The organism is Jiangella mangrovi, assembly GCF_014204975.1.
In the GTDB taxonomy this organism is placed as follows: Bacteria; Actinomycetota; Actinomycetes; order Jiangellales; family Jiangellaceae; genus Jiangella; species Jiangella mangrovi.
This window is the reverse complement of sequence record NZ_JACHMM010000001.1, coordinates 4,494,920-4,515,151: the sequence shown is the minus strand read 5'-3', so window position 1 is coordinate 4,515,151 and position 20,232 is coordinate 4,494,920. Positions and strand designations below refer to the sequence as shown.

General features: G+C 71.6%; 12 protein-coding genes. 7 read left to right on the top strand and 5 right to left on the bottom strand.

The window, feature by feature from the left end; all coding sequences use genetic code 11:
- Positions 1 to 32: 32 nt before the first annotated feature.
- The gene (locus tag HD601_RS20950; RefSeq protein ID WP_184825122.1) at positions 33 to 1,517 is read right to left on the bottom strand and encodes an ATP-binding protein; all 1,485 of its coding nucleotides are present in this window, start codon (positions 1,515 to 1,517) and stop codon (positions 33 to 35) included.
- A 59-nt stretch (positions 1,518 to 1,576) separates the two neighbouring features.
- Between HD601_RS20950 and uvrB the strand changes: the two genes are divergently transcribed.
- The gene (gene uvrB, locus HD601_RS20945) at positions 1,577 to 3,688 is read left to right on the top strand and encodes an excinuclease ABC subunit UvrB (RefSeq protein WP_184825120.1); all 2,112 of its coding nucleotides are present in this window, start codon (positions 1,577 to 1,579) and stop codon (positions 3,686 to 3,688) included.
- A 421-nt stretch (positions 3,689 to 4,109) separates the two neighbouring features.
- Positions 4,110 to 5,162 carry an IS110 family RNA-guided transposase gene (locus HD601_RS20940; RefSeq protein WP_184822322.1) on the top strand — a complete coding sequence of 351 codons (1,053 nt, stop codon included), beginning with the start codon at positions 4,110 to 4,112 and terminating at the stop codon, positions 5,160 to 5,162.
- A 149-nt stretch (positions 5,163 to 5,311) separates the two neighbouring features.
- Here HD601_RS20940 and HD601_RS34965 read toward each other — a convergent pair whose 3' ends face one another.
- Positions 5,312 to 9,100, bottom strand: coding sequence for a S8 family serine peptidase (locus HD601_RS34965; protein WP_184825118.1), 3,789 nt, complete (start codon positions 9,098 to 9,100; stop codon positions 5,312 to 5,314).
- Positions 9,101 to 9,249: 149 nt separating this feature from the next.
- On the opposite strand from HD601_RS34965, the gene HD601_RS20930 reads away from it, so the two are divergent.
- Positions 9,250 to 10,209 (top strand): helix-turn-helix domain-containing protein, encoded by a 960-nt coding sequence (locus tag HD601_RS20930; protein ID WP_184825116.1) that lies wholly within the window; start codon positions 9,250 to 9,252, stop codon positions 10,207 to 10,209.
- A 250-nt stretch (positions 10,210 to 10,459) separates the two neighbouring features.
- Positions 10,460 to 11,599, top strand: coding sequence for a TerC family protein (locus HD601_RS20925; RefSeq protein WP_184830098.1), 1,140 nt, complete (start codon positions 10,460 to 10,462; stop codon positions 11,597 to 11,599).
- A gap of 209 nt (positions 11,600 to 11,808) precedes the next feature.
- Here the strand turns inward: HD601_RS20925 and HD601_RS20920 are convergent, their stop codons facing one another.
- Both HD601_RS20920 and HD601_RS20915 read right to left on the bottom strand, forming a co-directional pair.
- Complete coding sequence (locus tag HD601_RS20920; protein ID WP_184825114.1) at positions 11,809 to 12,468, bottom strand: MBL fold metallo-hydrolase; 660 nt, start codon at positions 12,466 to 12,468, stop codon at positions 11,809 to 11,811.
- 10 nt (positions 12,469 to 12,478) lie between these two features.
- Positions 12,479 to 13,231, bottom strand: a complete 753-nt coding sequence (locus HD601_RS20915) for a maleylpyruvate isomerase family mycothiol-dependent enzyme (RefSeq protein WP_221441171.1) — start codon at positions 13,229 to 13,231, stop codon at positions 12,479 to 12,481.
- A gap of 184 nt (positions 13,232 to 13,415) precedes the next feature.
- On the opposite strand from HD601_RS20915, the gene uvrA reads away from it, so the two are divergent.
- A complete protein-coding gene (uvrA, locus tag HD601_RS20910; RefSeq protein ID WP_184825112.1) occupies positions 13,416 to 16,280 on the top strand; it encodes an excinuclease ABC subunit UvrA in 2,865 nt (954 codons plus the stop codon).
- 71 nt (positions 16,281 to 16,351) lie between these two features.
- Complete coding sequence (locus HD601_RS20905) at positions 16,352 to 16,921, top strand: Rieske (2Fe-2S) protein (protein WP_184825110.1); 570 nt, start codon at positions 16,352 to 16,354, stop codon at positions 16,919 to 16,921.
- 243 nt (positions 16,922 to 17,164) lie between these two features.
- Here HD601_RS20905 and HD601_RS20900 read toward each other — a convergent pair whose 3' ends face one another.
- Complete coding sequence (locus HD601_RS20900; RefSeq protein ID WP_184825108.1) at positions 17,165 to 17,995, bottom strand: mechanosensitive ion channel family protein; 831 nt, start codon at positions 17,993 to 17,995, stop codon at positions 17,165 to 17,167.
- Between the two features lie 222 nt (positions 17,996 to 18,217).
- Here HD601_RS20900 and uvrC point away from each other — a divergent pair, with 222 nt between their 5' ends.
- Positions 18,218 to 20,215: an excinuclease ABC subunit UvrC gene (gene uvrC, locus HD601_RS20895; protein WP_184825106.1), complete on the top strand. Its 1,998-nt coding sequence runs from the start codon at positions 18,218 to 18,220 to the stop codon at positions 20,213 to 20,215.
- The last annotated feature ends 17 nt before the right edge of the window (positions 20,216 to 20,232 follow it).

The following is a 20,232-nucleotide window of genomic DNA, read 5'->3' as shown; positions in this document are numbered from 1 at the left end:
TGCGGCGCGGGGAATCGTGGTGATGTCCTAGGTCAGGGGAGCGGGCGGTAGAACCCGCCGCGCCGCCCCGGCGGTGCGAGCCCGGGACGCGGGCCGCCACCACCCGCCCGGCCGAAGCTGCCGCCGTCGTCGACGGAGCCGTCGCCGCTGCCGAGCAGGCTCCGGGTCAGCACCTCGGCGTCGCCGAGCAGCTCGTCCAGCGCGACGGACAGGTCGGCGTCGCCCGGCGCGTGACCCTCATCTGCCGCCGTCAGCACCGCCCGGCGCATGAGCTCCTTCGCGAACGACGCCGTCGTCCCCTCGGACCGCGCGGCCGCCTCGTCCAGCGCCGACGGCGTGAACGGCAGGTCGCGCGCGTAGAGCCGGTTCAGCCGTCGCCGCGACGCCTCGTCGGGCAGCGGGATCTCGACGGCGAGGTCGACCCGGCCGGGCCGCTGGGCCAGCGCCGGTTCGAGCAGGTCGGCGCGGTTGGTGGTGAGCACGAACGCGACGTCGGCGTCGTCGGCCAGCCCGTCGAGCGCGTCGAGCACCTCGAAGAGCAGCGGCTGCGGGCCGGAGGAGAACGTGCGGTCCTCGGCGACGAGGTCGCAGTCCTCGAGCACCACGACGGCGGGCTCCAGCGCGCGGGCGGTCTCGGCCGCGGCGTGGACGAGCTGCAGGGACGACCCGGACAGCACGATCACCGTCGTGCCGGGGCTGACCGCCATGAGGTACTTGACGGTGTGCGTCTTGCCCGTGCCGGGCGGGCCGAAGAGCAGGACGCCGCGCTTGAGGTGCTGCCCGGCCGCGGCGAGGGCGGCGCGGTGCCGGGCGACGCCGGTGAGGTGCCGCTCGACCTTCGCCAGCAGGCCGTCGGGCAGCACGACGTCGTCGGGCCGAAGCTCCGGACGGGGCAGGAACGTGACGGAGCCGTTGCTGGCGCCGAACTCGCTGGTCGTGAACGTGACGACCTGCCCGCGCAGCACACTGTGCTCGGCCATGAGCCGGCGCAGCTCGTCGAACAGGGCGGGGACGACGGTGTCGGCCGCGGCCAGCACCTCGAGCTCGGGGTGCTCGCGCCCGAAGTGCGGCTGCGGCGCGCGCTGCAGGACGGCGACCGGGACGCCGTCGTACGTGAAGAGGTGCAGCCCGAACGAGACCACCTGACGGCTGGTGTCGGGGCCGACGGGCACGCGGGCGTAGTCGACCGGGCCGACGGGGAACTGACGGCGGCCGGCGTACTCGACGATCTCGGCCAGCGACGAGTGCCGCCGCTGCTGACCGCCGCCGATGCCGAGCAGCCGCCGTCCGCCGTGCCGCCGAGCGAGCTGCTCGAGCGCGACGTCGGCATCGGTGTAGCGCACCGTCGAGATGCGCTCGCCCACCACGGGCAGCGACCGCGGCGGCACGCCCAGGTGCCGTTCGAGGACGGGGAGCAGCGGCTCGCCGCCGGTGTCGCCGTCGGACCCGGCCTGGTGCACGACGTCCTGGAGGAAGGTGTGGAACGTGGTGAGGAACCTGCGGGTCTCGTCGTCCATCGCTGTGAGCGTAGCGGGAGGCTCGGACTCTGTCGGTGCGACCGCATACTCTCGATGTCATGCGTGCGGCAAGTGAGATCACCCGGACGGTGGCCCCGTTCAAGGTCGTCAGCGAGTGGGAGCCCTCGGGCGACCAGCCGGCGGCCATCGCCGAGCTCGAACGGCGCATCCGCCAAGGCGACAAGGACACCGTCCTGCTCGGTGCCACCGGTACGGGCAAGAGCGCCACCACCGCCTGGCTCATCGAGAAGCTGCAGCGACCCACGCTGGTCATGGTCCCGAACAAGACGCTGGCCGCCCAGTTCGCCAACGAGCTGCGCGAGATGTTCCCCAACAACGCGGTCGAGTACTTCGTCTCGTACTACGACTACTACCAGCCCGAGGCGTACGTCCCGCAGAGCGACACCTACATCGAGAAGGACTCCTCCATCAACGAGGAGGTCGAGCGGCTGCGGCACTCGGCCACGTGGTCGCTGCTCACCCGGCGCGACGTCATCGTGGTGGCGACGGTGTCCTGCATCTACGGCCTGGGCTCGGCCGACGAGTACCTCCACCGCATGGTGCACCTCAAGGTCGGCGACGAACGCAACCGAGAGGGCCTGCTGCGGGAGCTGGTCGACGTCCAGTACACCCGCAACGACCAGAACCTCACCCGCGGCACGTTCCGGGTGCGCGGCGACACCCTCGAGATCATCCCGATGTACGAGGAGCTGGCGCTGCGGGTCGAGTTCTTCGGCGACGAGATCGAGCGCATCATGACCATGCACCCGCTCACCGGCGAGGTCATGCGCGAGGAGCAGGAGACCTACGTCGCCCCGGCCACCCACTACGTGTCCGGCCGCGACCGCATGGAGCGGGCCATCCGCGGCATCGAAGCCGAGCTCGAGGAGCGACTGGCCGAGTTCGAGCGGCAGGGCAAGCTGCTCGAGGCGCAGCGGCTGCGCATGCGCACCACCTACGACATCGAGATGATGCGAGAGGTCGGCTTCACGTCCGGCATCGAGAACTACTCGCTGCACATGGACGGCCGCGAGCCCGGGTCGGCGCCCAACTGCCTGCTCGACTACTTCCCCGAGGACTTCCTGCTGGTCATCGACGAGTCACACGTCACGGTGCCGCAGATCGGCGGCATGTACGAGGGCGACATGAGCCGCAAGCGCACGCTCGTCGACCACGGGTTCCGGCTGCCCAGCGCCATGGACAACCGGCCGCTGCGGTTCGAGGAGTTCCTCCAGCGCATCGGCCAGACGATGTACCTGTCGGCCACACCCGGCCCGTACGAGATGGACAAGGTCGACTCCGTCGTCGAGCAGATCATCCGCCCGACCGGCCTGGTCGACCCCGAGGTGGTCGTCAAGTCCACCAAGGGCCAGATCGACGACCTCATCCACGAGATCCGCACACGGGTCGAGCGCGACGAGCGCGTCCTGGTCACCACGCTGACCAAGAAGATGGCCGAGGACCTCACCGACTACCTGCTCGAACGCGGCGTCCAGGTGCGCTACCTGCACAGCGAGGTCGACACCCTGCGCCGCATCGAGCTGCTGCGCGAGCTGCGCATGGGCGAGTTCGACGTGCTCGTCGGCATCAACCTGCTCCGCGAGGGCCTCGACCTCCCCGAGGTGTCGCTGGTCAGCATCCTCGACGCCGACAAGGAGGGGTTCCTCCGCTCCGGCACGTCGCTCATCCAGACCATCGGCCGCGCGGCCCGCAACGTGTCCGGCCAGGTCCACATGTACGCCGACACCATCACGCCGTCCATGCAGAACGCGATCGAAGAGACCAACCGCCGGCGCGAGAAGCAGATCGCCTACAACCGCGAACACGGCATCGACCCCACCCCGCTGCGCAAGCGCATCAGCGACATCACCCAGATGCTGGCCCGCGAGGACGCCGACACCGAGGCGCTCATCGGCGGCTCCGGCCGCGCCGCCAGCCGGGGCAAGTCGCCGGTGCCGGGGGTCCGGGCCAGCGTCGGCAGCGTCGGCAAGCACGCCGCCGACCTCGCCGGCATGCCCGCGGCCGACCTCGCCGGCCTCATCCAGCAGCTCAGCGACCAGATGCACGCCGCCGCGGCGGAGCTGCAGTTCGAGCTGGCCGCCCGCCTGCGCGACGAGATCTCCGAGCTCAAGCGCGAGCTGCGCGGCATGCACGAAGCCGGCGTCGGCTGACCCATCCGCCGAGCCCGTCCGCCGGCCGGAAGCGCCGGGCCGGGCGGCCCCGGCCTCGGCCTCAGCCGACGACGATCGGCGCAGCACAGAACCATATTGATCATGGAGAAGGGCGGCTCTCCGGCGCCCCGGAAGCCTACCTTCTCCATGATCTCTCTGTCAGGATCGGTTGTGCCGGGGTGCTGCTCGACGGGGCGGTGTGCCGGTGTGGGCGCTGGGTGACTCATCCATGATCTGTCCCGGCTGGTGGCCGGTGGCTTGGTGTTGACCTGTCCATGGTGCTCACAAGGGGGCGAGGGCCCGGCCGGGAGTGACTTGATAGAAGCCTGGGGTTCACGGCCCCAAGAGAGGTATGTCCACCCGGTCCGGGTCCTCGCGACACGTTGCCCGTCACAGGCTTGCGAGCAGAAACGGACACCTCATGGTGACAGTGGGGATCGACCCGCACAAGCAGACCCACACCGCGGTGATCATCGACGAAGCGGGCCGGCGGGTCGGGACGCCGCTGACCGTCGACGATGATCCGTCTTCGGTCGCGAAACTGCTGGCCTGGGCCGGGCGGCGCGCCGCCGGCCGGGCGGTGACGTGGGCGATCGAGGACGGCCGCGCCCTGGCGCGGCGCCTGGCGTCGGCGCTGGTTGCGGCCGGGCAGGTGGTGGTGTGGGTGCCGGTCCGGTTGATGGTCGCCGAACGCCACCACACCGGCCCGCGGGGCAAGTCCGACCCGCTCGACGCGCTCGCCGTCGCCAAGGCCGCACTGAACCCGGACAACGCCCGCTACCTGGCCACCCACCGTGTCGACGACCCCGGCGCACAGCTGGCGCCGCTGGTCGAGCACCGCGACCAGCTGGTCGGCGAACGGACCCGGCTGATCAACACCATGCGCTGGCGGCTGCACCAACTCGCCCCGGGCCTGGAACCGACGACGCTGACCACCCTCAAGGCGCCCCGCGAGCTGGCCGCCCGGCTCGAGGAGTTCCCCGACACCCCGCTGCGGCGAGTACTGCTGGCCAACTGCCACCGCCTCGAGACCCTCACCAGCGACATCAACGAACTCACCCGCGAACTAGGCGAACACACCCGCCGCGTCTGCCCGAACCTGCTCGCCATCCCCGGCGTCGGGCCCGTCGTGGCAGCAACCATCCTGGCCGAGCTCGGCGACCCCACCCGCATCCGCAACGGCGCCGCGCTGGCCCGCCTGGCCGGCACCGCCCCGATCCCGGTCTGGAGCTCCGACACCGAACGACACCGCCTGGACCGCGGCGGCAACCGACGCCTGAACAGAGCCCTCCACACCATCGCCAGAACCCAAGCCCGAAGCCACCGCCCGGCTCAAGCATTGATCGCCAAACACCAGGACACGAAGGGCAAACGCGGCGCGATACGAGTGCTCAAACGCCACCTCACCAACGTCATCCACCGCGCACTCCGCCACGACATCCCACCCACGACCTGCCAACCATCAGCAGCTTGACATAGAAGCGTCAACAACCGGCTGGCGGCCCGTCGCCGCCGCAGCCGGAGTCTGTCGGTGAGCGCCCGTAAGGTGGGTCCCCACCCAGTCAGGGCGGGGACCCATCCCACCGGGCGGGAGACACCTCGTCGTCAGAGCGGATCCAGCCCTCAGTCGAGGGTGTAGGCGCGCAGCACCACCTGCTCGATCCGCCCGCCGTCGCCGTCCCAGGCCGAGACCCGCAGCGACAGGTGGGTCGCGTCGGCGGGCACCCGGCTGATCACGGCGCGGAACTCGCCGCCGCCGCGCGGCACCACCCGCGCGGGCTGCCAGCTGACGCCGTCGTCGAACGACACCGACACGGAGGCACCGGCCACCGGCGCCACGCCCACGGCACCGGGCTGGTGTCCGACGGTCAGGTCGACGAACTGGGCGCCCGGCTTCGCCGCCACGTTCAGCAGCGACACGTTGACGCCGTAGCCGACGGTCAGCAGGGGGAGTGTCGTCGGCGCATCGACGGTCGACGATGGCACGGTCCACGCCGTCGAGGTCGCCGTCGATGCCAGCCACCACGGGGCCGACCGGGCCACGTCCAGCTCGATCCGCAGCGACGACGAGTCCGCCGGCACCGGGAACGTCCCGACCGCCTGACCACCCGACGCCACCTCGGCACCGTCCGCGATCAGCCGGAACGCCGGTGTGTCCACGGACGGCACCAGGCCGCCGTAGTGACCCGCGCCGTCCGTCCATTCCAGCAACCGCAGCGACACCTCGTCGCCCGACCGGTAGGCCGCCGCGCTCGACGCCCCGAAGTCGACCGGCAGCACGCCCGGCGCCAGCACCTGCCGGAACCACGCGTCGGACACCCGCTCGCCGTCGCCCGCGTACGTCCGCGGCGCCGACAGCATGGGGAAGCCGAACGGATCGGCGTCCGTCGATGCGCCGTACGCGTACTGCGCCCACGACGTGTCGCCGCCCGACACGTACTCGACCCGTGACTGCGGCGCGGTCGTCCGGCGCAGGAAGCCGAACGAGAACGCGTCCCACGGGCGCCACTTGTGCCGCAGCTCGCCGATGCCCTGTCCCGGAACGTGGCTGTGGTAGTCGACGTCGACGCGGGTGGTGTTCGACGCGTCGACGACGTAGTCCAGCGACGGCGGCACGACGTCCTCCTCGACCAGCACGAGGTCGTAGAGGTACGGGCTGACCTTGATCGCCGACACCGCCGCCGTCACCGGGCCCTGGTCCAGCAGCGCGAGCAGTGCCTCGCCCTCGGAGCGGGTTATCGCCATCGTCGGCACCGTCGACGGGTCGCCGCCGATGGTCAGCGCGCCGGACACGTTGTTGAAGATCATCACCAGCTTCGCCCCGGCGGCCTCGGCGTTGCGCATCTTCTCGAGGAAGGTGATCTCGCCCCGCTGGATCAGCGCGATGCCACCGTCCACGTCCACACCCTCGAAGTCCGCCGGCCGGCCCAGCCCGGCGTACACGATCGGCAGCTCGAACTCACCGTCCAGCAGCGCCGAGTTCAGCACGTAGGTCGCCTCGATCGGCCGCTCGACGGGCGTCAGCGTGCGCACCTGGATCAGCGGCGCCACCAGTGAGTACTGCGTGTAGTACTCGAAGTCGCCGACGGTGACCGGCTCGGTCGGGGAGGCGAAGGAGTCCTGAGCGCCGACGGAGAACGAGTGCGCGTAGGACTTGCCCCACGGGTCCGAGCGCCACCACGCGAGCATCGTGTTCGTCGCCTCGACCGGGTCGGGCGCCGACACCTCGATGGGGACGGTGTCGCGGGCGTCCAGGGTGACCGATGTGTCGCCCGCGACGACGAACTCCGGCGCGAACACCGCCGCCGTCTCCGTCGTGAACACGTGCGGCTCGTCGTAGGTGAACACGTAGCCCATGGCCGCGTACCGGCCCGGCGGCACCCGCAGCGTCGCCGCGCCGTCGACGAACCCGACGCTCGTCGCCGCGAAGACCGACGTGTCGTCGACGTTGACCACGTCGACCAGGCTGATGCCGCCGGCCGGGCGGCCGTCGCGGGCGATCCCGCGGACCGTGAGGTCGTAGCGCTCGGACTCCTTGTGGAAGCCCAGCGCGGTCCGCACGCTCACGCCGCCAGGCCCCGTCGCGACCAGCCTGCCGCCGTACAGGCCGTAGTCGCCGGCCGCGGGGTCGACGGTGACGGCGGCATCGGCCGTCCCGCCGGCCGGGACGGTCACCGTCGGCGCGCCGAGTGTGACCATGCCGGGCGCGGGCGCCGCCCCGTCCTCGTCCGTCACCGATGCCGCGAGCGACAGGACCACGGGGGCGGAGCCGGTGTTGTGGTAGGTGACCGTCCGGGTAACCGGCTGCGCGTCGTCCTGCGGGTACGGGAAGTAGCCGGCGTCCAGCGGCCCGGTCGTCGCGACCACCTGCTGCGACGTGGCGCGGGCGAGGTCGATGCGCCCCGTGCCCTGCTCGTAGACGGTCAGCGCCTCGTTCGGCGACGTCGTCGACGCGAGTGCCGCCTTGAGGTCCGGCCCGGTCCACTCCGGCCGCTGCTGCGCCAGCAGCGCCGCCGCGCCCGCGACGTGCGGAGTCGCCATCGAGGTGCCGTCCAGCGCCAGGTAGTCGTCGCCGACCGGGGTGCCGATGACGGCGCCGGCCGCCCGCGCCGCGATGATCCCGACGCCCGGCGCCGTCACGTCCGGCTTGAGCGCGAAGTCGCCGGCGCGCGGGCCGCGCGACGAGAAGCCGGCCAGCCCGTTCTGCTTGTCGACGGCGCCGACGGTGAGTGCGCTGGTGGCCGCGCCCGGGGTCGTGACGGTGCCGTCGCCCGGCCCGTCGTTGCCGGCGGCGATGACGAACAGCGCGCCGGACTCCGCGCTGAGCTCGTTCACCGCCTGGCTGGCCGGGTCGGTGCCGTCGGTGTAGCCGCCGCGCACGCCCAGGCTGAGGTTGACGACGTCGGCGCCGTTGTCGACCGCCCACTCCATGCCGGCGATGACCTCGGACATCGGGCCGGAGCCGCCGTCGTCGAGCACCTTGACGTTCATGAGGTCGGCCTCGTAGGCGATGCCGCGGCGCTGCCCGTCCGACGCCGCGCCGGTGCCGGCCACGATCGACGCGACGTGGGTGCCGTGCCCGTACCGGTCGGTCGTGCTGTCCGAGACGCTGAAGTTCGCCTCGGCGACGACCTTGCCGGCCAGGTCCGGGTGGGTGCTGTCGATGCCGGTGTCGAGGACGGCGACCGTGACGCCGTCGCCGGTGAACCCGGCCGCCCAGGCCTCCGGCGCGCCGACCTGCGGGGCGCTGTCCTCGTCGACGGTGCTCATGGTCTGGTCCAGCCAGATCTTCTCGACCCCGGCGAGCGGGCCGGCGGCCGCGGCGGCCGTCCGGGCGGCGGGGGAGTCCATGGGCCGGGCGCCGGTCAGCGCGTCCGCGAGCGCCGCGGCGGCGTCCTTGTCGACGTCGGCGGCGACGGCCCCGATCGACTCCAGCGAGTCGGTGGGCGTGACGGCGGGCAGCTGCGGTCCCGCAATGCCGCGAGCGGCGGCCGCAGCCGACGCCGTCGCCTCCACGATGACCGGCAGCACGTCGCTGCTCGCGTCGTCGTAACCCTGCCCGATCAGCGCCGTGACGTCGAACAACGCGCGATCCAGCAGGTCCGGGACCAGCGGCGCGACGTCGGCCGGGACGACGTACAGATGCCCGTCGATCTCCTGCTCGTGGAAGCCGGGCACGGTCCCGTCGGCCCGGGCCGCGGGGTCGACGGTGGCCGCCGCCCGCCCGTCGGCCGCGGTCGTGACGTGCACGCGGTCGCCGGTGATCAGCGTGACGGTGACCCCGCCGGCGGGCACGGCGAGCGGTGGAGACTCCGCCGGACCGGCGGGTTCGGCGGTCGCGGCAGGGATCACCTGCGCGACCAGACCGGTGAGGACGACGGCGGCCGTGGCCGCTCTCCAGGACCTGCGCAACGCTCTGCCCTCCGGGGATACGGGGCGACGTGGGGGTGCGGTGTCCGGATCGTGCACAAGTTTCACGGAACGTGACAAGGGTTATGCTTTGGCGAAAATCCGTCAGTGGCAGGTTTTGGCCAGCGGTCTCGACCCTGCGGGAGCCGCGCATGCTGGAACAGCTCGGCCTCAGCGACGAGGAGCAGACCGTCTACCTCGCCCTGCTGGAGCGCGCCCGGCCGGCGACGGCGGCAGCTCTCGGACCGGCGGGCGTGCCCCCCGACGTCATCGAGAAGATCCTCGACGCGCTCGAGCTGCGCGGCCTGGCCGACCGTGTGCCGGGGGAGCCTCCGACGTACCGCCTGGTCGACCCCGCGCTGGCGTTCGCCGACACCCTGGCGGCCCGCGAGCGCGACCTGCAGCGCAGCCGCGCCCTGGTCGACGAGCTCGCCGTCACGCACCGCCGCCGCCACGACGCCGTCGAGCCCGGCGACCTCGTCGAGATCGTCACCGGCTCCGACGCGACCGCGCGCCGCCTCGTCGACGTCTACAGCAGCGCCCGCACGCAGGTCAGAGCCATGGAGCGGCCGCCCTACGGCGTCGTCAACAGCGAGCCGAACCCCATCGAGGTCGAGCTGCTTCGGGCCGGCGTCCGCCACCGCGTCCTCTACGAGCAGAGCGCCGTCGATCTGCCCGGCCGGCTGGCCGACCTCATCGGCGGTATCGCGGCGGGCGAGGAGGCCCGGGTCGCGCCGACGCTGCCGGCCCGCATGCTGCTCATCGACGACCGGTACGCCATGCTCCCGGCCAAGGCCGGCGCGCTCATCACCGACCAGCTGCTCGTCGTGCACCCCAGCGGGCTGCTCGACGTCCTGGCCGAGGTGTTCGAGGAGACCTGGCTGCGCGCGATGCCGCTGCGGCTGGCGCCCAGCGACCAGGACGGCCAGGTCGACGACGACCGCGTCATCCTGAACCTGCTGGCCGCCGGGCTGACGGAGCAGTCGATCGCCAGGCACGTCGGCGCCAGCCAGCGCACCGTCCAGCGGCGCATCCGCGAGATCAGCGGCCGGCTCGGAGCCCGGACCCGGTTCCAGGCCGGGCTGCAGGCCGCTCGCAACGGCGTGCTCTGAGCATGGCCCGGGATTCACCGGGTACTCGCCGGGATGGACGGCGAATTGCGTTGGTGGGCGGGGCTGTGAAATATACTGGGATCAGCGTGGAGGGGAGTAATCCCGACGCGGTGGCATCGTCATCACGGATGCTCCCTACACCAGGGGCGTCCCGGTGCCGTCGGCCCGGTGAACCCGGGCGGAAGAGACCTCCGGTTGCGCACAGCGTCCGCTGTGCGGTCAGCTCACCGGAGAGGACTCTGTCTTCGTGTTGAACCTGCCCGTCTGGTTCGAGATCGGCACGTTCGTCGTGCTGATCCTGCTGCTCGTGCTCGATCTCCTGATCGTCACGCGCCGCCCGCACGCCCCGTCCATCCGCGAGGCCAGCCTGTGGGTGGCCTTCTATGTCGGCCTGGCGGTGGTCTTTGGCATCGTCCTGGGCTTCGTCGGCCACGGCCAGGCCTCCGGCGAGTTCTTCGCCGGCTGGCTCACCGAGTACAGCCTCAGTGTCGACAACCTGTTCATCTTCGTCATCATCATGGCCCAGTTCCGGGTGCCCCGGCAGTTCCAGCAGTCGGTGCTGATGTTCGGCATCCTGACGGCCATCGTGCTGCGCGGCGTGTTCATCCTGCTCGGCGCGGCACTGATCAACCAGTTCGCCTGGGTGTTCTACATCTTCGGCGCGTTCCTCGTGTACACCGCCGTCAAGCTGGCCAACCAGCAGGTCCACCACGAGGAGCACGACGACGAGTACGAGAACGCGTTCGTCCGCCGCGCCCAGAAGGTGCTGCCGATGACGCAGGAGTACCACGGCATCAAGCTGCGCATCCGCGAGAACGGCAAGCGGCTCTACACGCCGATGCTCATCGTCTTCCTGTCCATCGCCTCGGCCGACCTGCTGTTCGCCGTCGACTCCATCCCGGCGATCTTCGGCCTCACCCAAGAGGCGTTCATCGTCTTCACGGCGAACATCTTCGCGCTCATGGGGCTGCGGCAGCTCTACTTCCTCATCGGCGGACTGCTCCAGAAGCTCGTCTACCTGTCCGCCGGCCTCGCCGTCATCCTCGCCTTCATCGGCGTGAAGCTGGTGCTGCACGCGCTGCACGAGAACAACCTGCCGTTCATCAACGGCGGCGAGCCGTTCCACAACGTGCCCGAGGTGCCCATCTGGCTGTCCCTGACGGTCATCCTCAGCACCCTGGTCGTGACGACGATCCTCAGCCTGCTGAAATCGCGCAGCGACGAGCGCAAGGCCGCCCAGGCCGGTGCCCTGGCCGCGGGCCCGGGTGCGGGTTCGGCCTCGGGCTCGGGTTCGCCCTCGGCCGAGGTCTCCGAGTCACCGTCGTCCGCGGACGACGCCGCTGCCACGGCCGACGAGGTCGACGGTCAGCGGGTCGACGACCACCGCTGACGCCTCATCGTGGGGGGACGGTGGCCCCGGTGTTCGCGCCGGGGCCACCGTCCCCTTTCGCCGTCCGGCCGGCTGCTCGTGGCGGGCGGTGACGCCCGGGGATCCGGCTCACGCTCCGGAATCCGACGCTTGCGGCCCGGATGTGGCCGCCATCCGCCGGTTTCCGAGGCGTCCGCCGGTTTCCCGAGCGTGCGTCGGTTGACCGGGGCTCACCAGCCGCGGGCGCGCCACTCCGCGAGGTGGGGGCGCTCGGCGCCGAGGGTCGTGTCGTCGCCGTGGCCGGGGTAGACCCAGGTCTCGTCGGGCAACCGGTCGAAGAGCTTGTGCTCCACGTCGTCGACGAGCGACGTGAAGTCGGCGGGCGAGGTCGTCTTGCCCACTCCGCCGGGGAACAGCGAGTCGCCGGTCCACAGGTGCGGCGGACCGGTGGGGTCGTCGTACAGCAGGGCGATGCTGCCGGGGGTGTGGCCCACCAGGTGAATGACCTCGACCTCGGCGGAGCCGAACCGCAGCCGGTCGCCGTCGCGCACCGGATGCGTCGTGGGCACCGGGATCGCGGGGGCGTCGTCCTCGTGGGCGACGGTGACAGCCCCGGTCTCCGCCGCCACCGACTCCAACGCGCCCCAGTGGTCGCGGTGGCGGTGCGTCGTCACCACGTAGCGCACCGGCCCCTCGCCACACAGCTGCAACACCCGCACAGGCTCGGCGGCGGCGTCGACCAGCAGCTCGTCGCCGGAGAAGCGGCAGCGCAGGACGTAGGTGTTGTTGTCCCACGCCCCGCCCACGGACGCCTTGGTGACGACCAGCCCGGCCAGCTCGTGCACCGCTGGGACGCCGCCCGGCCGCACGTGCCCCGAGTACACCGTCACGACGACGCCGTCACAGCCAGGCCGGCAGCGCGGGCAGCCCGCCCGGCGGCTGCACCCGCAGCCCGGCGCCGGGGGAGCGGCCGGTCAGCCAGCCGAGCAGCTCGGCCGGGCCGCCGGCGACGGTGACCGGGGCGTCCGGGCCCAGGTGCTCGACCCCGCCGCCGTCGACCTCGAGAGCGATGGCCGGGACGTCGTCGCGGCGGCCGAAGGCGCGCACCGTCTCGTCCAGCGCCCGCCGTACGAAGGCGCTGGGCCAGTGGCCGGGCTCGTAGCCGGCGTCGAGGTCGACGTGGTGGATCTCGAGCTCGCGCAGCCGCAGCCACAGCACCCGCCGTCCGGGCAGCGGCTCGCCGGTGGCGGCGAACCCGCGGCGGACCTGGCGCTCCCAGCCGTCGTCGGGCATCTCCATGACGGCGCGGACGAACCGGTCGGCCGAGACGTGGAGGTCGTCGACCACCTCGGCGGGCGAGCGGGCGACGCCGGCCTGGATGTCGGCGTCGCGGGCCTCGAGGCTGGGATACATCGGGTTCTCGCGGCCGGTGCGCGCCCAGGACAGCAGGTTGGACAGCGCGTCGGCGTTGCGGGCCACATGCGTGAGGACGTGGGCGCGGGTCCAGCCGGGACATAGACTGGGTGCGGTCAGGTCAGCGTCGTCCAGCGCGGCGGCCGTGGCGATGAGTCGCTCGGTCGCGGCGGTCACCGGTCCGGCGGCGGGAGAGTCGCCGGAATCGTGGGACATCGGTTCGGCGTTCACGGTGGGCACGCCTTCGAACCTAGTCCTCATCGGCCGACGGGGCGACTGTGTTGGCCGGTCCGGGCCGGTCCGGCCGCACGAGCAACGCAATGACGCCGACCTTGTCGGACCCGCCCCCTACGATGCAACCAACCGCACCTCTGTCCGTCCGTCCACAGCTCGAACTCGCCGATACCGGAGTCCACGGGGCCTCATGACCGAACGAACCGCCGCCCGTACCAGCGACCGCCTGGTGGTCCGCGGGGCACGGGAGCACAACCTCAAAGACGTCTCCCTCGACCTCCCGCGCGACGCACTCATCGTGTTCACCGGGTTGTCCGGGTCGGGGAAGTCCAGCCTGGCCTTCGACACGATCTTCGCCGAGGGCCAGCGCCGCTACGTCGAGTCGCTCTCGGCCTACGCCCGCCAGTTCCTGGGGCAGATGGACAAGCCCGATGTCGACTTCATCGAGGGGTTGTCGCCGGCGGTCTCCATCGACCAGAAGTCGACGTCGCGCAACCCGCGGTCGACGGTGGGCACCATCACCGAGGTCTACGACTACCTGCGCCTGCTCTACGCCCGCGCCGGACACCCGCACTGTCCCGAGTGCGGCCGTCCCATCGGCCGGCAGACGCCGCAGTCCATCGTCGACCAGGTGCTCGATCTCGAGGACGGCGCCCGCTTCCAGGTGCTGGCTCCGGTCATCCGCGAGCGCAAGGGCGAGTACGCCGACCTCTTCCGCACGCTGCAGTCGCAGGGCTACTCCCGCGCGCGCATCGACGGGACGGTGTACCAGCTCACCGAGGTCCCCAAGCTGAAGAAGCAGGAGAAGCACACCATCGAGGTGGTGGTCGACCGGCTGGCGGTCAAGGAGTCCGCCAAGCGCCGGCTCACCGACTCCGTCGAGACGGCGCTGCGGCTGTCCGGCGGCCTGGTCACCCTCGACTTCGTCGACCTGCCCGAGGACGACGAGCACCGCGAGCGGGTCTACTCCGAGCACCTGTACTGCCCGTACGACGAGCTCTCGTTCGAAGAGCTCGAGCCGCGGTCGTTCTCGTTCAACTCGCCGTTCGGCGCGTGCCCCGAGTGCACCGGCCTGGGCACCCGCATGGAGGTCGACGACGAGCTGGTCGTCCCCGACCCCTCCAAGAGCCTCGACGACGGTGCGCTGGCCCCGTGGGCGCCGGGCACGACGTCGGAGTACTTCGACCGGCTGGTCACGGCGCTGGCCGACGCCCTCGGCTTCCGCACCGACGTCCCGTTCGAGAAGCTGCCCAAGAAGGCGCGCGAGGCCGTCCTGCAGGGCCACCCCGAGCAGGTGCACGTCCGCTACCGCAACCGCTACGGCCGCGAGCGCTCCTACTACACCTCCTACGAGGGCGTCGTCCCGTGGGTGCGCCGCCGCTACGCCGAGGCCGAGTCCGACGCCAGCCGCGAGCGGTTCGAGGGCTTCATGCGCGAGGTCCCGTGCCCGGCCTGCGGCGGCGCACGGCTCAAGCCGGTGGTGCTGGCCGTGACGGTGGGCGGCCGCAGCATCGCCGACGTCGCCGCGCTGCCCATCGGCGAGTGCGCCGAGTTCCTGCGCACGCTCACGTTGTCCGAGCGCGAAGAGCAGATCGCCGCCCGGGTGCTCAAGGAGGTCAACGAGCGGCTGCAGTTCCTGGTCGACGTCGGCCTGCACTACCTCAGCCTCGACCGCGCGTCGGCCACGCTGGCCGGCGGCGAGGCGCAGCGCATCCGGCTGGCCACGCAGATCGGCTCCGGGCTGGTCGGCGTGCTGTACGTGCTCGACGAGCCGTCCATCGGGCTGCACCAGCGCGACAACCACCGGCTCATCGAGACGCTCATCCGGCTGCGCGACCTCGGCAACACCCTCATCGTCGTCGAGCACGACGAAGACACCATCAAGGTGGCCGACTGGGTGGTCGACATCGGCCCCGGGGCCGGCGAGCACGGCGGCCAGGTGGTCGTCAGCGGCACCGTCGACGACCTCCTGACGCAGGAGGACTCCCTCACCGGGCAGTACCTGTCCGGAAAGAAGCGCATCGACATCCCGGCGGTCCGCCGTCCACCCACCAAGGACCGCGCCATCACCGTCGTCGGCGCGCGGGCCAACAACCTCAAGGACGTCACCGTCAAGTTCCCGCTCGGCTGCTTCGTCGCCGTCACCGGCGTCAGCGGCTCGGGCAAGTCGACGCTGGTCAACGACATCCTCTACACCGCGCTGGCCAAACAGATCTACAACGCCCGCGCGGTCCCGGGGCGGCACAAGCGCATCGAGGGCATGGCCCTGGTCGACAAGGTCGTCCACGTCGACCAATCGCCCATCGGCCGCACGCCGCGCAGCAACCCGGCCACCTACACCGGCGTGTTCGACGTCATCCGCAAGCTGTTCGCCGAGACGCAGGAGGCGAAGGTCCGCGGCTACCAGCCGGGCCGGTTCTCGTTCAACGTCAAGGGCGGGCGCTGCGAGGCCTGCACCGGCGACGGCACCATCAAGATCGAGATGAACTTCCTGCCCGACGTCTACGTGCCGTGCGAGGTCTGCCACGGCGCCCGGTACAACCGCGAGACGCTCGAGGTGCACTACAAGGGCAAGAGCATCTCCGAGGTGCTCGAGATGCCCATCGAGGAGGCGACCGAGTTCTTCGCCCCGGTCGAGCGCATCGCCCGGCACCTGCGCACCCTCAAGGAGGTCGGGCTCGGCTACGTGCGGCTCGGCCAGCCGGCGCCGACGCTGTCCGGCGGCGAGGCACAGCGGGTCAAGCTCGCCGCCGAGCTGCAGAAGCGGTCGACGGGCAAGACCATCTACGTGCTCGACGAGCCCACCACCGGCCTGCACTTCGAGGACATCCGCAAGCTCATCGGCGTGCTGCAGGGCCTGGTCGACAAGGGCAACACCGTCGTCGTCATCGAGCACAACCTCGACGTCGTCAAGACCGCCGACTGGATCGTCGACATGGGCCCCGAAGGCGGCACCGGCGGCGGCACCGTCGTGGCCACGGGCACGCCCGAGCAGGTCGCCAAGGTCGGCGCCTCGCACACCGGTGGCTTCCTCAAGGAGATCCTCGGGGTCTAGACCACGGAATCCGTTCGGCCCGCCCGCTCGTAGAAGAGGATGAGCGGGTACCCCGGACGGAGAGGCGATCGATGGCACAGCACCACACGGCACCGACCACTACCGGCGAGACCGACGGCGGCCATACCGGCTGCGGGCGGTGCGTCGGCAGGCGGACCGCGCTGATGGGCATGGGCGCCGTCGGCGTCGCGGGCCTGCTGGCGGCCTGCGGAGGCGGCGACAGCGAGCCGAGCACCAGCGGCGCGCCGCCGGCCACGGAACCGGAGGCCGAGCCCAGCGCCGAGGCCACCACGCCGGCCGAGGAACCGAGCGAGGAGCCGTCCGCGCCGCCCGAGGAGCCCGACGAGCCGGCCGCCGACGCACTGGCCAGCACGGCCGACGTCCCGGTGGGCAGCGGCTTCATCAACGACGGTGCCGGAGTCGTGGTCACCCAGCCGACCGCCGGCACGTTCCTCGGCTTCAGCGCCACCTGCACGCATCAGGGCTGCGCCGTCACCGAGATCGAGGGCGACGTCATCACCTGCCCCTGCCACGGCAGCCAGTACAGCGCCATGGACGGGTCGGTCGTGACGGGTCCGGCCACCCAGCCGCTGGCGCCGGTCGCCGTCGTCGTCCAGGGCGACCAGGTCCTCCCCGCCTGAGTCGCCTCACGCCAGGGCGGTGGGTCCGGCGGAGGGGGCGGTGGATGCTGCGCCGGCTCCGCTACGCGGCGGTGAAGCATGCCGCGGGCGCTCTTGACGCCGGCTCCACATCCACCGCCCCCTCCGCCTGGTCAGCCCGCGTCGCGTTCGCGATGCTGGCTTGGTCTGACGGGGCCGCACCCGGCCGGTGCGAACGGGGTGAACCGGCGGCCGGGTGCGGCGTCAGGGGAGCTGCGGCGGGCGTCAGACGCCCGGCCGCGGCTCCATGGGCGGTGGCTCGTCGTGGCCGAAGAGAGGCTGGCCCGACGGCGGGTCGGCCGGTGCGGCCGTGCCCGGCGCGGGGTACGCGGACGCGGAGGCCGACGCCGCCGTCCGGCCCATCGGCGGGTCGAAGGTCGACGGCGACAGCTTGGTCCACCACTCGCGGGCGGTGTTGATGCCACCGACGCCGAACGCGATCGTGGCGGCTGCGAGGATCGCGAGCGGCAGGTACTGCAGCAGCGTGTTCTCGATCTTCGACGTCACCGAGGGCGCGAAGTTCAGCGTGTCGAAGGCGGCCAGGACCCCGACCACCAGCACGCCGACGCGCACCGCGGTGCTGACCCAGCCCATGTTGCGGCTCTCGGCGAACGGCCGGACGACATTCGCCGCCCAATTCGCGATCGCGGCGGCCACGAACAGGACCAGCAGTGCCACCGCCACGAGCGGCAGATAGGCGATCAGGCCATTGAGCATCGACGTCAGTTCGTCGATTCCCAGAACCTCCGCGGCGATCTGCACGAAGATGACGAAGATGAGGAAATAGGCCACCTGGCCGATGAGCGCCACGCCGCTGGTGCCGGCCTGACGCAGGGTGTTCTCGATTCCGGCCGCCTCGGTGAGCCGGCCCGCGCCGACCTTGTTGAGGCCCGCCGTCAGCAGCCGCCGGATCAGTTTCGCGACCCAGTGGCCGACCAGCAGCAGAAGAAGCGCGACCACCAGGCGCGGCACGAAGTCGCCGATGTCGGTGCCGAGTCGGCTGAACGAGTCGCCGAGTTGGTCGACGAAATTCTCTGTACGTACAGATGTGGGCATTCCCATGCCTCCCGCCTTGTCTCGAAGTCCCCCGAAGATAGGCCCGTCAGCACGATCGTTCGCGGCGATTCCGATTTGTTCGGCTCATCGGCCGAGGGAGGTGTGAGAATTGTCGGCACATCGGCGTACATGGTGCTCGCATTGCCGGTGCACGCGGTTGTCACGCCCTGGGCGAACGCGCGCCGTGCCGACCTCGTCGGTGGCAGGTCATAGGCTGGTCCTGTGGCCGATCCGACGACGTACCGACCGGCCCCGGGGTCGATCCCGGTCGAGCCCGGGGTCTACCGCTTCAGCGACGCGCGGGGGCGCGTCATCTACGTCGGCAAGGCCAAGAGCCTGCGCGCCCGGCTGTCGTCGTACTTCCAGGACCTCTCCGCGCTCCACCCGCGCACGTTCGCCATGGTCACCACGGCCGCCAAGGTCGAGTGGACGGTCGTGCGCACCGAGGTCGAGGCGCTGCAGCTGGAGTACTCCTGGATCAAGGAGTTCGACCCGCGGTTCAACGTCCGCTACCGCGACGACAAGTCCTACCCGTACCTCGCGGTCACGCTGAACGAGGAGTTCCCGCGCGCCATGGTCATGCGCGGGGCCAAGAAGCGCGGCGTCCGCTACTTCGGGCCCTACGCCCACGCGTGGGCCATCCGCGAGTCGCTCGACCAGCTGCTGCGGGTGTTCCCGGTGCGCAGCTGCTCCAAGGGCGTGTTCAACCGGTCCAAGCAGATCGGCCGGCCCTGCCTGCTCGGCTACATCGGCAAGTGCTCCGCCCCGTGCGTGGGCCGGGTCGACGCCGACGAGCACCTGCAGATCGCCGAGGACCTCGTCTCGTTCCTCGAGGGCAAGACCACCGGCTACATCCGGCGGCTCGAGAAGGAGATGAAGGCCGCGGCGGCGGAGCTCGACTTCGAGCGGGCCGCCCGGCTGCGCGACGACATCGCCGCCCTCGACCGCGCCATGGAGGCCAACGCCGTCGTGCTGGGCGACGGCACCGACGCCGACGTCGTCGCGCTGGCCGACGACGCCCTCGAGGTCGCGGTCCAGGTCTTCTACGTGCGCGGCGGCCGGGTCCGCGGGCAGCGCGGCTGGGTCGCCGACAAGGCCGACGACGCCCCGGCCGGCGAGCTGGTCGAGCGGTTCCTGCTGCAGCTCTACGGCGAGCTGGGCGGCGAGTCGGTCCCGCGCGAGATCCTCGTCCCGGCCGTGCCCGACGACGCGCAGGAGGCCGCGGCCCTCACCGAGCTGCTCACCGAGCTGCGCGGCGGCCGGGTCGACGTCCGGGTGCCCCAGCGCGGCGACAAGCGGGCCCTGCTGCAGACGGTCGCCGCCAACGCCAAGCAGTCGCTCAACCTGCACAAGACGAAGCGCGCCAGCGACCTCACCACCCGCAGCCGCGCCATCGGCGAGATCCAGGAGGCGCTCGAGCTCGACGAGCCGCCGCTGCGCATCGAGTGCTACGACATCTCCAACCTCGCCGGCACCGAGGTCGTCGGCTCCATGGTGGTCTTCGAGGACGGCCTGCCGCGCAAGAGCGAGTACCGCAAGTTCACCGTCCGTGGCGAGCAGGGCGGCACCGACGACGTCGCCTCCATCCGCGAGGTCCTCACCCGGCGGTTCCGCCGGCTGCGCGAGTCGCACCAGGCCGACCAGGACGAGACCGCAGCGGACGCCGTCGGCGCGCCGGCGGACGACGGGCTGCGCCCGGGCATCGACCCCGAGACCGGCCGGCCGCGCAAGTTCGCCTACGCGCCCGGACTGGTGGTCGTCGACGGGGGGCAGCCGCAGGTCAACGCCGCCCGGCAGGCCATGGACGAGGCCGGTGTCAGCGACATCCCGGTGGTCGGCCTGGCCAAGCGCCTCGAAGAGGTCTGGCCGCCCGATTCCGACCACCCGATCATCCTGCCGCGCACCAGCGAGGGGCTGTATCTGCTGCAGCGGGTCCGCGACGAGGCGCACCGCTTCGCCATCACGTTCCACCGCCAGCGCCGGTCCACCTCCATGGTCGACAGCCTGCTCGACGGCGTCCCCGGGCTGGGACCCGCCCGGCGCAAGGCGCTCATGACCAGGTTCGGCTCGCTGAAACGGCTCCGAGCTGCGACCATGGAGCAGATCGCGGAGGTCCCCGGCTTCGGTCCTGCGACGGCGCAGGCGGTGGTCGACGCGCTGGCGGAGCGCCCGGCCGCGCCGGCCGTGAACACCGCAACCGGCGAGATCCTCGAGACGTGACCGGCACGGTCGCCGAG